Below are 14,167 nucleotides of genomic sequence, written 5' to 3'. Positions count from 1 at the left end.
CGTGTCGATACTCGTTAGACATAAGCCTGTCCCCAAGCCTGTGCTTGAGCCTTTCTGCTTATGCCGACTGTCCGGTCGAAACGGGGTGCAGTTCACGCAAGCCACTGTAAGTCTAGGGATAGCTGGCGCATCCACGGGCGGGAAGAGCACTCAAACTACACGTGCACCGCTGGCAGCCCAGGGTTTCGCGCAGGATCGGCCAGTCGGGCAAGCTTGTTCGTCTCGCCAGTGGCGCCTGGCGCCTGCGCGCGGGCGCGAGCCGCTCGATGGTATCGGAAATGCTTCGCATGGGTGACCTTCTGAGGTTCCGGAAAGCCAACCGACATCCCTGTTGATAGATGATGTGCCTCGAAAACGTCGAGGACCGGCGTGAGCCGGTCCTCGCATATCAGACTTTAGACAGTGCGAACCCGATAGCGGTCGCGCTCCTGCTCGATTTCGGCGGGGCCGTAAGGATCAGCGGAATGATCGAACTTCGTCCAGCCCTGCTCCGAATAGGCCTGGCGGCGCGCCATCGGATCGACACGGTTGGACTGCTTGAGGATCATGTCAGCTTCGGTTTCCATGCCGTCATCCACACGAGCGGTGACCAGCGTGCCACCGCGGCGAACACCTTCAGCATAGACATGGGCCTCGTCTTCCGAGACGCCGGAATCCGTCAGTGCGCCGATGAGGCCACCAGCCGCACCACCGGCAACCGCGCCAGCGATGGCGCCAGCGGCAGTGGCGGCAAGCCAGCCGGCTGCAACAACCGGTCCGACGCCGGGAATGGCCATGATGCCGAGGCCAGTCAGAAGACCGCCTGCGCCACCGACGACAGCGCCGATGCCGGCACCGGTGCCAGCGCCTTCTGCGGCACCGTTGTCGTTATCTTCATGCTTGTGGCGGTTGTCAGCATTGTTGGAAACGATGCTGATGTCGTCAGACGGGACGCCACGCGCTTCCAGCGCGCTGACGGCTGCGCTTGCGTCATTGTAGTTGTCAAAAAGTCCGGTAACGGTTTTCATGGGAATGACCTTTCTTTGCGTTTCCGCGAAATTATTTGGAGACGACGTTGCCCTGGTAATCCATGGCCACCGGCATGGACTTGCCGTCCTTCATCGCCGTAGCCTGCCAGACGCCCTGGTCGTCGAGCTTGAGGTCGGCAACGCCGGTGAAGCCGGCTGCTTCGATGCGCTCCCGCGCCTGTTCTTCGGTGAAGGAATTTGCGCCCTCGACAGGGGCTGCAGCGTTCGGTGTTTCCGGGGTCGCTACGGCTGGCGTGTCGCCGTCCGTCGCAGGAACAGTGGTGGTCTGGGCATAGGCAGACACTGCCGTGGCGCACACAAGCGCCGCCGCGAAAATCATCTTTTTCATGGGTTTTCCTCTTTGCAGACCTGGTTGCTCGGTCCGGTAGCGAAAACGCGCGCGCCCGGGGAAAGTTCCGCCTTAGACGTCTGTGCGGTATGAACCCAAAGCTGCGGATCGACAGCCAAACTCAAGTTAACCTCAGTGTTTCTTTCCCTAGGCGAGCCAATATAACTTCTTTATTAACGTAATTATCTTGTATGATAGATGCCCCCTGTCGAAACCCGGCTTCACATTAGGTCCAAGGGACGGAGTATTTTGACAAGGCGAACACTTGAACACGTCATTATGATTTAGGCATGATAACATAAACAGCCGATCTCACATCACGTTCACACGATCCCCTTTTTCTCGAAGGCTAGTTCGCGCGGGCGCATGAGGGCGGGAACAATTTCAAGGGTGGAACATTCCCCGACAGCCGTGCGAGATTGTTCGCCGGACATAGGATATGTCCATGCTTCCACGAATTGCGATCATCGGCACGGGTCCAACCGGCCTCTACACGTTCAAACAACTGATCGGCTCGACCGTTCCCCTGTCGATCACCCTTTATGAAGCAGAGGGAGAGCCGGGCAAGGGTACGCCCTATCACCCCGATATGAATGACCCGGCGATGCTCTCCAACATTCCGAGCATCGAGCTTCCGGCTTTCACCGAGACTCTGGTCGAATGGCTGCGGCGGCAGGATGAGGACACGCTGATGCGCCACGGCATCCGCCGCGAGGCGATTGATGAGCGGGAGTTCTATCCGCGCCTCGTGCTCGGCGACTACATGCAGGCGCAGTTTGCCCGGATGCGAAATCTGGCCGGCGAACGCGGCCACGAAATCCACGTGCTGGCCCGCCATAAGGTCACCGATATCGAGATACAGGCGGCCGCAGTGCGGCTGAGGGTATCCCGTCCCGACGCAGAGGAGGACGCAGTCTTCGACCACGTCGTGATGGCGACCGGCCACAATTGGCCCGACAGCACCGAAATACGACCCGGCTACTTCGTTTCGCCCTGGCCGGCGACAGTTCTGAAGTCGATCCGCAATGAACCCGTCGGCATTCTCGGCACCTCGCTGAGCGGGATCGACGCCCTGATGACCGTGGCGACGGCCCACGGCATGTTTTACAGCGACGCGGCCGGCGACCTGCAATATCAGCCGGCTGCAGGGACTGAGGATTTTCGCGCGACGCTGATGTCCCGCAAGGGCATCCTGCCGGAAGCCGACTTCTACTGCCCGCTGCCCTATGTGACGCCGCTCGTCTGCACGGAAGAGGCCATCGATGCGCTGATCGCGACAGGTCGTCACGACCTGCTCGATGATGTCTTCGAGCTGTTCCGCGGAGAAATCGTCGCCCGCGATCCCGATTATGCCGCCCGCATCGGGCTGTCGCAATTGACGGTCGAGACCTTCGCCGCCGCCTATTACGCGGACAGGACGGACAGCGATCCCTTCGTCTGGGCGGCCAAGAATTTGGCCGAAGCCGATGAAAACCGGGTGAAGCGCTATACCGTGCCGTGGCGCTATGCGATCCTGATCACCCACGAGATCGTCGCGCACGTCATTCCGCATCTGGACGAGAAAGACCTCAAGCGCTTCCACCCCCACTTCAAGGGCATCTTCATCGACGACTATGCAACCGTGCCGCTGATGTCGATCCGCAGGCTGCTCGCACTGTCGCGCGCCGGCAAGCTGTCGATCTTGCGGCTCGGCGAAGACTATACGATCCGCACGGCCGAGGACGGCCTGGAGCGCGGCGCGGAGGTCGAGGTGGCAGGCACCACGCATCGCTTCGGGGCCTTCATCGATGCGACCGGCCAGGAAACCCTCTCAGCGACGGATCTCCCTTTTCCGACGCTTGTCGATCAGGGAGGCGTGCGCGAAGCCGCGACGCCTAAGGTCGAGGCGATCCTATCGCTCGACCGGGACCCCGATATGGTGCGCACCGGCGGCATCGATGTCGATGAGTTCTATCGCCCGCGTCTCGGCCTGATGTCGGAAGGTCGGCTCTATTGCGCAGCAATCGCCTTCCTGCTGCACAAGGAGCCCTTCGTTCAGGGCATCACCAGTGCCCGGGATATCGGCGAGACCGTTGGTCGGGCGATCCTGAATGATATCTCTGAGGCGGAGAATCCGCTCTTTCAGATCTCGGCATAAACGGCATCGCCGACGTTGATCGTCACGCCCTCGATGGGCGTGGCATAGACGCCGAGATTCCGTTTGTTGGCGCGCATGATCCCGCGCAGCACCTCGGGCTCTTCCGCCATCCCGGGCTGCGCCACGAGCGTCATGCCACAGCGGCGAGAGGCTTCAGTGACGCGGACATCCGCATCTCCGATCCGCACGGTATGACCCACCCAGTCGTTTTCGATGAAACCTTCGCCGTCTTCCGTTTCGATCAGCACGGAGGGCCGGAACCGTCGTGCGTCGAGTGGCGGAAGGCCTGTTATCGCGGCGAGCGCCTCCGTCGAAGCCGTCGTCACCAGGTGAAGCGGCGCCGGCTTGTAACGATTGGAGACGACGTGGAAGCGGTAATCGCCAGACCCGACGAGCCCAACCGCGACCGGGAAGCCAAAATGCTCCGCCAGACGGTCCGGCAATGTGCCATCATCGAGCGCATGCTCCGCGCCGTCGGCAAAGCGCAGCACCGGCAATCCGGAAGCCGGTTGCCAGGCGGTGATGAAGAGGGCGGGCCGCCAGCGCGTTTCCTTCTCGGGCGCGGCGGCAAGGCCGGTTTCCGGATCAAACAGCGCAAACCGCCGGTCGCATGCGATGCCCTCGGGCGACACGGTGATCGAGGCGAGCGTCTCCCCGCCAAGAGAACTCACCGGATAGCGCCAGACTTCCCGCACTCGACCGATTTTTCGCATGGTTGTTCCTTCATTCACCACTATTCAATATCCGCCGAACACGGCTTGATGTTCCAGAAAACTGGGACCCGGGACTAGTTTGCAATCTTTTAGCGAAGATTGATGCAAGCAACCTAACGCCTTTCTACAGGTCTTGATTCGGACTGCCCAAGCTGGGATTTTTGAAGGTTGGCTGACGCCAACTGGTTTGCCAGCGTTCCAAGCCGGTCCACGCAGTTTGGTAAGGCCGAATTGCGAGATACCCATTTCAGTTCTCGTATAGCCACGATTGGCCAGAGAGAGTTCGCAGAGTTCCTAGCTGACGACGCAGGCGCAGGCAGACATTCTGTTCTTATTGGCCGGACAATTGAAGCGCTCATTGAGTGAGGACCTACATCCGGTCCCTGAACTCCTTCACACTCATTCCCACCCATGATTTGAAAGTCCTCTGGAAATACGCGCTATTCTGAAAGCCCAGCCTGCTGGCGATTTCGTCGATGGGCATTTCTCGTGCGGCCAGGAGCAATCGTGCCCTTTCCATTCGACGTCGGAGCACGTGCTGGTATGGGGTCTCTCCGGTCGCCGCCTTGAACGCCCTGCTGAAATGGAATCGGCTAAGGCCCGCGAGTTCAGCAAGGCTCGACAGGCTGAGATCTGAGCCAAGGTTCTCCTCGATAAACTCGTCGATAAGAGCAAGAGGCGCTCTGCCAAGGGGCGGCGGCTGTCTCCATGTCGGCATTGTTGCTTTGTGGATCGCCAAAATGGTGATCAGGCCCAGTGCTTCTTCGTACAGAGCATCAGAATGGCCTCGCCGCAGTAGACTAGCCCATTGGCGCAGGTATGCCGCGACCTCGTCGCTTCGGTAATAAACCTTTTCATCGACACGTTCAGCGAAGCGGGTACCAAGCTCCTCACGGATAGCTGCTGGGTCAAAATAGATAGCTGTGAACGAATTGTTCCGTCTTTGGAGTTCGGACCAGCCAGTGACGCGTGCACCCCGCGGGACATAGGTCAGCGTGTGGCGGAGGTCACGGCGGTTGTCCTCCGATCCATCCCCTGCACGTATGCCCCCATCTTCCAGGACAATGTCATGATAGGCGCAAAAATGGAGGTCGCTCGTCCAGTCGTAACTGAAAGCAGCACCCAATTCTGGGCGAACATGCTCCACTGTGAAGCCCTTGAGCTTCCTTGCGTGACGTTGCGGCGAATGAGCCAACCCCTGAAGGGCAAGCAACTCATTTGGTTCCATTTTTAGCGTAATCTTGCTTTCCTCATGAAATTATTGCTACCTAGGACTCTATTCAAGTTGACGTGATCGGCGGGAGTGGATGGGACACAGCAACCACACGCTTTGCGACCCCGCTAGCCATTTCCCGTATCCGATGCCGTCACTCTTACGTGATAATATCATCTGACCGAGTATTTAGAGACCTTATGATGCACAGAAAAACATCCGCACTGACAGGCAACAAAATGCTCGGTCTGGAGCGAAGCGCTCTTATCGGCGCAGTGACCGCGATCTTCTTTTTCGTCATCAGCACCGCGCTAACCGTTTACACAGTCCAGAACGTCAGAGACAGCAATGCGAGAGTGACGCAAACGCATGGTCTTGTGGTGGCGCTCGACCTGCTTTTGATCGACATACAAGATGCAGAAACGGGATTACGTGGCTTTCTCCTGACCTCTGAGGAGGCCTATCTTGCGCCATATCACCGTGCCCTCCCACAGATTCAGACCCGAATGGACACAATCAGCTCGGCTGCCACAGCCGAGATGCGCGAGCGTGGGAGTGTCGAGGAACTTCGGGCGTTTGTCTCGTCCAAACTCGAAGTGATGGCACAAACACTGGAGGTCTTCGAGACTCGAGGAGAGGCCGAAGCACTGGCTCTGGTGAAAACAGACCGCGGTCGCAGCGATATGGATGGCATCCGCAACGTCATCTCCCAACTGCGCAATGAGGCTGGTGAAGAGCGGAGCCAGCGCCTGAGCGAGATGGATGCGTCCTACATTATCGCCTGGGCGAGCGCCCTGGCGTCCGGGCTGCTTGGCATTATCCTGACCCTCGCGATCTCCGCACTGGTGAGAAAATCCACTCTGGCGCAGAAGCGCGAGCAGTGGCTGCGAGACGCACAATTGGGCCTGGCGGCGTCCGTCGCCGGCGAGCAGCCGATGGGGGAACTGGGTGAAAATATCCTGCGCTTCCTGACGAACTATCTCGGTGCCGTGGCCGGTGTCATTTATGTCGAAAATGCAGGCCGGTTTCATCGCATGGCCGCACATGGCGTGCCGTCGAACGTGACGCTTCCTGCAAGCTTCGGCCAAAATGACAGCCTGTTCGGCCACGTCTTGCGGGATCACCGTCCAATCGTGGTTGGTGAGGTTCCGGACGGTTATATCAGTTTTGGATCCGGTCTGGGACAGCAGAAGCCCCGTTATCTAGCTTTGGCGCCCGCAATCGTCGAAGGCGATACCCGCGGCGTTTTCGAACTCGGCTTCCTGTCTCCCATCAGCGATCAGACATTGGTGCTTCTCGAACAGGTCTCAGAGCTGATTGCTGTCGCCATCCGATCAGCGGAATTCAGAACCCGCCTCCAGGCTCTTTTGGAAGAGACCCAGCGTCAGTCGGAGGAACTGCAGGTCCAGGACGAAGAACTGCGCGTTTCCAACGAGGAGCTCGAAGAACAGGGACGCGCACTTCGCGAACAACAAACCCGCCTTGAACGGCAGCAGGCAGAACTCGAACAGACCAATTCGCAGCTCGAGGAGCAAGCGGAAGAACTGGAGCGGCAGCGGGACAATCTTGAACGGTCGAAAGACGCCATCGAGGCCAAGGCGAAGGAAGTGGAACTCGCCAGCCGCTACAAATCAGACTTCCTCGCGAACATGTCGCATGAGCTGCGAACACCGCTCAACTCTTCGCTCATCCTTGCCAAACTCCTGGCTGACAATTCCGAAGGCAATCTGACTGCCCAACAGGTTCAATTCGCCCAGACCATTCAGTCATCGGGCAATGATCTGCTGAACCTGATCAATGACATCCTGGACCTGTCCAAGATCGAAGCAGGACATGTGGAGATCAATCCGGAAGCGGTGTCGATCGAGAGAACCGTCAACGGACTGCGCCACATGTTCGAACCGCTTGCGGCAAACAAGGGTCTCAAGCTTGACGTCTCCGTCGCCGCCAGCGTGCCGCCCGTCATCCATACCGATCCGCAGCGCCTCGAGCAGGTGTTGAAGAACCTTTTGGCGAATGCCGTGAAGTTTACGGAGAAGGGCAGCGTGTCGCTCGGGGTCAGCCGTCACGGCGACAATGAAGTGGCCTTTGCGATCAAGGATAGCGGCATCGGGATTGCGCACGAGCAGCAAAAGCGGATCTTTGAAGCCTTCCATCAGGCGGATAGCACCATCAGCCGCAAGTTCGGCGGCACCGGCCTTGGTCTGTCGATTTCTCGCGAACTCGTGCGCTTGCTTGGAGGCCGCTTCCAGCTTCAAAGCCAGCTTGGCGAGGGCAGCACGTTCACCGTCATCATCCCGGCCGAGTTCGACAGTGCGCTGGTCCAGGCTCCGAAACAGGATTTTGCCCCGCCCGTCGCGTCCGCTGCAGAACCCGTCTTCCGCACGGAAGCAGAGAGCACCGCACAAAAGCCGAAGGCCGTCGCAATCGTCGATGACGACCGTGCAGCATCCGAGGCAACAGCCCGCAAGCTGCTGATTGTCGAGGACGATCAATCCTTTGCACTCATCCTGCGCGATCTCGCCCGTGAGCTGAAGTTCCAGGCGCTCGTAGCAGGAACCGCTCAAGAAGCCCTGGAACTCGCCCATCAGTATCTGCCGAACGCCATCCTGCTCGATGTCGGTCTTCCGGACCAATCCGGCCTTTCTGTGCTTGACCGCCTGAAGCGTGACGTGCGGACGCGCCATATTCCGATCCACATCCTTTCCGGCGAAGACTATTCCGACCGGGCCATGTCGCTGGGGGCTGTCGGTTATGCGCTGAAGCCCGTGCAACGCGATCGCCTGGTGTCGATGATCGAGTCGCTGGGGGCAAAGGCCCAGCAGACGTTGCGGCGCGTGTTGATCGTTGAAGACAACGCCGTTCAACGGGACGCTCTATCGAAACTCCTATCGTCGAATGACGTCGAAACGGTAGGGGCTGGGACTGCGGCAGAATGCCTATCGTTGCTGGCCGAACAGACCTTCGACTGCATGGTGCTGGATCTGTCGTTGCCGGATACGTCCGGCTTTGCGCTTCTGGAAACGCTGAGCGAAGCGGGCATGCATTCCTTCCCGCCTGTCATCGTCTACACCGGACGCGATCTCTCGTCAGAAGAAGAGCAGAGGCTTCGCCGTTACTCGAAATCCATCATCATCAAGGGTGCGAAATCGCCGGAACGGCTGCTCGACGAGGTTACACTCTTCCTGCACCAGGTCGTCTCCGAGCTGCCGGACGAGCAGCAGCAAATGATCCGCAAAGCCCGCAATCGCGGGGAACTGCTGGAAGGGCGCCGCATTCTGATCGTCGAGGACGACGTGCGCAACGTCTACGCCCTGACCAACATCCTCGAACCACGCGGGGTGATCGTCGATATCGCCAGAAATGGCGAGGAGGCACTGGAAAAACTGGAACAATCGTTGAGTAAACCGGACGGGCGGATCGATCTGGTTTTGATGGATGTAATGATGCCGGTGATGGATGGCCTCACCGCAACCCGCCACATCCGCAAGAACTCAGCATGGCAGAAGTTGCCGATCATCACCTTGACCGCCAAGGCAATGCCTGACGATCAGAAACGCTGCATTGAAGCCGGCGCCAATGACTATATGGCAAAGCCGCTTGACGTCGAAAAGCTTCTGTCTCTCGTGCGCGTCTGGATGCCGCAATGACGGAGACGTTCGAAAAGGTGGAGGATATAGAGATCCGGCTGCTGCTGGAGGCGCTTTATCATCGCTACCACTATGACTTTCGCAGCTACGCCATGTCATCGATCCGGCGGCGGTTGCGCCAGGCACGCGAACAGTTGGGCTTTGCGACCATCTCAGCCATGCAGGAGCGCGTCCTTCATCATCCCGAGATGCTTGACGACATGCTCCGCTTCCTTACGGTCCAGGTCAGCGAGATGTTTCGCGACCCGTCCTACTTCGCGGCGATCCGGGAGAAAGTCGTTCCGCATCTTCGCACTTACCCCTCCTTGAAGATCTGGATTGCCGGGTGCAGTTCGGGCGAAGAGCTCTATTCCTTTGTCATTCTTTTTCGCGAGGAAGGGCTTGAGGAGCGAACCCTCTTTTATGCGACGGATATTAATCCAGAGGCCCTCGCCCAAGCGGAAGCCGGAATCTATGACATCGAACGGGTCAGATTGTTCACCGAGAACCATCTTGACTCCGGCGGCAAGGGATCTTTGTCTGACTATTACACGACGGGCTACAACCGGTGCATCCTGGACAAAAGCCTGCGGCGCAATGTCGTGTTCTCAGATCATAGTCTTGTGACGGACCAGGTCTTTGGTGAGATGCAACTGGTCTCCTGCCGGAACGTCATGATCTATTTCGACCGGGATCTACAGGACAGGGCTGTCGGTCTTTTCCGGGATACGCTGCCACGCAACGGCTTTCTCGGGCTGGGCTCGAAGGAAACACTGCGGTTTTCAACGCATGCCGATGGCTTCCGGGAGTTCGTCCGAGATGAGAAGATCTATCAGAGGATCGGCTCGTGAAGGACAATCCGAACGGTGCGATCATCATCGGCGCCTCCGCTGGGGCGCTGGAAGCGCTGTCCATGATATTGCCGCCACTGCCTGCGACTTATCCGTATCCTATCTTCGTCGTGGTGCACTTACCGCCAAACAAACGCAGTGTGCTGGCCGCGATTTTTGACCTCAAATGTCAGCTTCGCGCGATCGAGGCGGAAGACAAGGAGCCCGTGGAAGCCGGGTTCATCTACTTCGCGCCCCCTAATTATCATTTGTCGCTCGAGGGGCGAACGCATGTCGCTTTATCCAGCGAGGAAGAGGTTCTCTTCTCGCGGCCATCGATCGACGTGGCATTCGAGAGCGCGGCAGACGCCTGGGGCAGCCAACTGACAGCTATTGTCCTGACGGGCGCCAATCATGACGGTTCCCAAGGCCTTTCGGCCGTCGTTCGTTCTGGCGGAACGGCAATCGTTCAGGATCCGTCCGAGGCTTTCGCTCGGGCCATGCCCGAAGCTGCCATCCGCGCATGCCCAAGCGCTCAAGTTTTGACCTTGTCGAAGATTTCAACCTATTTGCAGAACATCGAAAATGAACACTGACGTCAAATTCCTCTTGGTTGACGACCTTCCAGAGAACCTGCTTTCTCTGGAAGCTCTGCTACAACGCGACGAGCTGATGCTATTGAAGGCGCGGTCCGGCGATGAGGCTCTCGAGCTTCTGCTCCAACATGATGTGGCACTGGCGCTGATTGACGTTCAGATGCCAGGACTGAACGGCTTCGAACTTGCCGAACTTATGCGAGGCAATGAGCGGACACGGCGGGTTCCGATCATTTTCGTGACTGCCGGTACCCATACAGCCGAGCGGCGGTTCCAGGGATATGAAGCGGGCGCCGTCGACTTTATTCAAAAACCGATCGAGCCGGATATTCTGCGCAGCAAGGCAGAGATTTTTGCAGAGCTCTATCGTCAGCGTAAAATGATTTCCGAACAGCGCGACCTTCTCGAGGCACAGACTCGCGCGCTTCAGCTCGCCGACAAGCGTAAGAACGAGTTCATCGGCGTTCTCGTCCATGAACTGCGCAACCCACTTGCCGCTCTCAATGGCGGGCTGAAGCTTCTTTCGAGAAAGCCGGATGCTGGCAAGGTGGAGCAGATCCATGGCCTCATGCACCAACAGATGGACCACATCATCAGGCTCGTTGACGACCTGCTCGATGTGTCACGGATAACGCAGGGCAAAATCAATCTCGTAAAGTCTGACTTTGACTTGAGAGATGCCATTCACTCCGCGCTGGATATGACAAAAGAGGCAATCGAGGAGCGAAACCATGCTTTGTCCATCAACGTTCCGGATCAGCCGTGCATGATGTTCGCTGACAAGGTTCGGCTGACGCAGTGCGTTTCAAACCTCGTGAACAATGCCGCAAAATACACGCCGATGGGCGGTCAGATTGAGGTAGCGCTGGAATTACTTCCGCGCACCTATCGCATCAGCGTCACTGACAATGGTCTCGGCCTCAGTGCCGAGGCCGCTGGCGCAATTTTCAGGATGTTCGAGCAAGTCGAAGAGCATCGGAATCATGCTCATGGGGGACTTGGGATCGGCCTCGCCCTCGTCAAACAACTCATGGAGTTACACGGCGGCGATGTTTCGGTATGGAGTGATGGTCCGGGGTTGGGCAGCGTTTTCACGCTTGAGCTACCGATACAGGCAGCGATAGCTCCATAGTGGAGAATGGCTGCTTCCAGGATGTGTTCTGGCGCTCTCGAATGACGGAAATGACGGCGCGTAGCCGCCTGGAAGCTATCTGTGCCGGAATATATCCTTCGGGCCGGAAGGCGAATTTATTCAGCGCACTGAGAGGGGAGAAAGGCGCTCTGCCCTCTCTCCCCCACAAGCACTAAACCGGTCTCCCCATGCTTCGGCCTGCGGCCTGCAGCACCGGCCGCATTTGCATGAAATACGTCTCGGCCCTCCGGGTGGGTGATCCCCCTCCGGTTTAGCGCTTGTCCCCCTCTCTCCAGCTGTTCCGCACGAGCTCGGGAGCAGGAGCGGGGCTCCTGCCCTCCCCTCGATTTCGGGAGGTCAAGGAGTGATCGCTTGCGCTCTCATGCGCCTGATACCGTGCGCCGGCGTCTTGCAACCTGGTCGACGCTGACGAAATGGCGCGGCCTCGATGGCTTTTTCGGTTCTCCTGCCCTCAGGTCCGCAATCCGGCTGGCCGTGCGTGCGACGCCGCGACCAAGGAAGCGGAAAAGCGCCAAGGCCGTCACAGGGGATCTTCTGTCCAGACTGCTCGCAACCTGCACGACGGGAAACCTGCGTGATGTCAGAGACCGTGCGATCCTGATGGTTGCCTTTGCCTCGGGCGGCCGTCGCCGCAGCGAAATCGCGGGCCTCAGGATCGAGCAGCTGCAGCAGGAAGAGCCGATCCAGATTGACGGGGCCCCTCCCCTGCTCTCTCTTTCCATTCATCTCGGCCGTACGAAGACCAGCGGCGCCGACAATGATGAAGTTTGAATAGCCCCTAGAATTGTAGACGCCTTCTTCCCTAAAACTGAGGCAAGGAGGCCTTCATGGGCAAAGGCAATTTCACGGAAGAGTTCAAGCGTGATGCGGTGCGTCAGATCACCGAGCGCGGCTACCCCGTAGCGGAGGTTTCGCAGCGGCTCGGGGTCAGCCAGCATTCGCTCTATGAGTGGAAGAAGAAGTTCAGCGCATCGAACGGGAAGGGCGGCGACGAAGCCGATGAGATCAGGCGACTGAAGAAGGAACTGACTCGCGTCACCGAGGAGCGCGACATCCTAAAAAAAGCGGCCGCGTACTTCGCCAGGGATGCAAAGTGAAGTACGCATTCATTGCTCTGCATCGCCTGAGCTTCTCGGTGCGGACGATGTGTCGGCTTCTCCATGTACACCCGAGCGGCTTCTACGCCTGGCTCAAGAACCCGTTGAGCAAACGGGCCAGCGAAGACAAACTGAACCGCCCCGGCTTTGCCGGAGACCCCAACTCGTGAGAAGTAGGGTCTATGACAAGCAAAACGACGAACAAATTTTCTCCTGAAGTCCGCGCCCGTGCCGTTCGGATGGTGACGGAACATGAAGCTGAACACTCATCGCGCTGGGCGGCGGTATCATCGATAGCGGCCAAGATCGGCTGCTCGGCGCATACCCTCCATGAATGGGTGAAGAAGGCCGAGGTCGACAGCGGCAAGCGTGCAGGTTTGCCGAGTGACGTGGCGGAGAAGATGAAGGCACTGGAGCGGGAGAACCGCGAGCTTCGTCAGGCGAATGAGATTTTACGCAAAGCCTCGGCGTATTTTGCCCAGGCGGAGCTCGACCGCCCACTGAAGCGATGATTTCCTTCATCGACGAACACCGCTCGGTGCTCGGGGTCGAGCCGATCTGCAGACTGCTGCCGATTGCCCCGTCCACCTATTATGAGGTTATCGCCAAGCGCACGGACGTGGACCGCCTATCGGCCCGCGAACGGAATGATATTGCCATGAAAGTCGAGATACGCCGGGTGTTCAACGAGAACTTCCAGGTCTATGGCGTGCGCAAAGTCTGGCGGCAGTTGCAGCGAGAAGGTTACGACATCGCCCGCTGCACCGTCGCTCGGCTTATGAGAATGATGGGTCTTCGCGGCGTCATTCGCGGCAAGCCAGTCAAAACCACCGTGTCGGACAAGTCCGCTCTATGCCCGCTCGACCGGGTGAACCGACAGTTCTTCGCTCCAGCGCCGAACATGCTGTGGTTATCCGATTTCACCTATGTCGCGACCTGGCAGGGCTTCGTTTACGTGGCCTTCGTCATTGATGCCTTCGCCCGCCGTATCGTCGGTTGGCGGGCAAGCCGAACGGCCCATGCGGGCTTTGTGCTCGATGCCCTCGACCAGGCGCTTCATGATCGGCGGCCTTTCAAACGTGGCGGGCTGGTTCATCATTCCGACCGCGGCTCGCAATATGTGTCCATACGCTATTCCGAACGGCTGGCGGAGGCGGGCATCGAGCCGTCTGTCGGGAGCGTTGGCGACAGTTATGACAATGCTCTCGCCGAAACGATCAACGGTCTTTACAAGGCCGAGGTCATCCATCGGCGAGGACCATGGCGCAACTTTGAAGCCGTGGAGTTCGCCACGCTCGAATGGGTAGATTGGTTCAACCACCGCCGCCTTCTGGAACCCATCGGGAATATCCCGCCTGCAGAGGCAGAAGAACGATACTACGCCAGGCTGGACGCACCAGCTATGGCCGCATAACTCAAACCAAACGGTCTCCGGTAAAGCCG

10 protein-coding genes, 2 pseudogenes and 1 other annotated feature are annotated in these 14,167 nt (G+C 58.6%); of the genes and pseudogenes, 8 read left to right on the top strand and 4 right to left on the bottom strand.

The annotated features are described in order from the left end of the window. Positions 1 to 395 precede the first annotated feature (395 nt). Positions 396 to 1,007, bottom strand: a complete 612-nt coding sequence (locus tag GGR23_RS21280) for a general stress protein (RefSeq protein WP_183368339.1) — start codon at positions 1,005 to 1,007, stop codon at positions 396 to 398. 31 nt (positions 1,008 to 1,038) lie between these two features. Beyond that, positions 1,039 to 1,356 carry a PepSY domain-containing protein gene (locus tag GGR23_RS21275; protein ID WP_183368338.1) on the bottom strand — a complete coding sequence of 106 codons (318 nt, stop codon included), beginning with the start codon at positions 1,354 to 1,356 and terminating at the stop codon, positions 1,039 to 1,041. 445 nt (positions 1,357 to 1,801) lie between these two features. Here GGR23_RS21275 and GGR23_RS21270 point away from each other — a divergent pair, with 445 nt between their 5' ends. Beyond that, entirely contained in the window at positions 1,802 to 3,493 is a 1,692-nt protein-coding gene (locus tag GGR23_RS21270; RefSeq protein ID WP_183368337.1) for an FAD/NAD(P)-binding protein, read from the top strand. Here the strand turns inward: GGR23_RS21270 and GGR23_RS21265 are convergent. Both GGR23_RS21265 and GGR23_RS21260 read right to left on the bottom strand, forming a co-directional pair. After that, positions 3,478 to 4,206: an MOSC domain-containing protein gene (locus GGR23_RS21265; RefSeq protein WP_183368336.1), complete on the bottom strand. Its 729-nt coding sequence runs from the start codon at positions 4,204 to 4,206 to the stop codon at positions 3,478 to 3,480. The two genes, GGR23_RS21270 and GGR23_RS21265, sit on opposite strands and share 16 nt — an antisense overlap. A gap of 370 nt (positions 4,207 to 4,576) precedes the next feature. Continuing rightward, on the bottom strand, positions 4,577 to 5,434 hold the full coding sequence (locus GGR23_RS21260) for a helix-turn-helix transcriptional regulator (RefSeq protein WP_183368335.1): 858 nt from the start codon (positions 5,432 to 5,434) through the stop codon (positions 4,577 to 4,579). A 188-nt stretch (positions 5,435 to 5,622) separates the two neighbouring features. On the opposite strand from GGR23_RS21260, the gene GGR23_RS21255 reads away from it, so the two are divergent. From GGR23_RS21255 to GGR23_RS21225, 7 genes and pseudogenes are all read left to right on the top strand, one after another. Further along, positions 5,623 to 9,069 (top strand): response regulator, encoded by a 3,447-nt coding sequence (locus tag GGR23_RS21255; RefSeq protein WP_183368334.1) that lies wholly within the window; start codon positions 5,623 to 5,625, stop codon positions 9,067 to 9,069. Then, positions 9,066 to 9,899: a CheR family methyltransferase gene (locus GGR23_RS21250; protein WP_183368333.1), complete on the top strand. Its 834-nt coding sequence runs from the start codon at positions 9,066 to 9,068 to the stop codon at positions 9,897 to 9,899. Before GGR23_RS21255 ends, GGR23_RS21250 begins: the two co-directional genes overlap by 4 nt. Beyond that, a complete protein-coding gene (locus GGR23_RS21245) occupies positions 9,896 to 10,474 on the top strand; it encodes a chemotaxis protein CheB (protein WP_072492897.1) in 579 nt (192 codons plus the stop codon). The genes GGR23_RS21250 and GGR23_RS21245 overlap by 4 nt, the downstream gene beginning before the upstream one ends. After that, positions 10,464 to 11,606, top strand: a complete 1,143-nt coding sequence (locus GGR23_RS21240; RefSeq protein WP_072492898.1) for a hybrid sensor histidine kinase/response regulator — start codon at positions 10,464 to 10,466, stop codon at positions 11,604 to 11,606. The genes GGR23_RS21245 and GGR23_RS21240 overlap by 11 nt, the downstream gene beginning before the upstream one ends. A 378-nt stretch (positions 11,607 to 11,984) precedes the next feature. Continuing rightward, positions 11,985 to 12,395, top strand: a pseudogene (locus GGR23_RS21235) (integrase); the annotation flags it as partial. A gap of 59 nt (positions 12,396 to 12,454) precedes the next feature. Next, a pseudogene (locus GGR23_RS21230) lies at positions 12,455 to 12,852 on the top strand (transposase); the annotation flags it as partial. A gap of 54 nt (positions 12,853 to 12,906) precedes the next feature. After that, a protein-coding gene (locus GGR23_RS21225) for an IS3 family transposase (RefSeq protein WP_183368332.1) occupies positions 12,907 to 14,138 on the top strand; the annotation gives its coding sequence in 2 pieces (ribosomal slippage) (positions 12,907 to 13,198 and positions 13,198 to 14,138; 1,233 coding nt in all). Next, positions 13,191 to 13,307: a sequence feature (AL1L pseudoknot), on the top strand. Its footprint overlaps the gene before it by 117 nt. Positions 14,139 to 14,167: the final 29 nt, after the last annotated feature.

Source organism: Gellertiella hungarica, assembly GCF_014197145.1.
GTDB classification, from domain to species: Bacteria; Pseudomonadota; Alphaproteobacteria; order Rhizobiales; family Rhizobiaceae; genus Gellertiella; species Gellertiella hungarica.
Note: the sequence above shows the minus strand (reverse complement) of the source record. Positions and strands in the feature narration are given on the sequence as shown.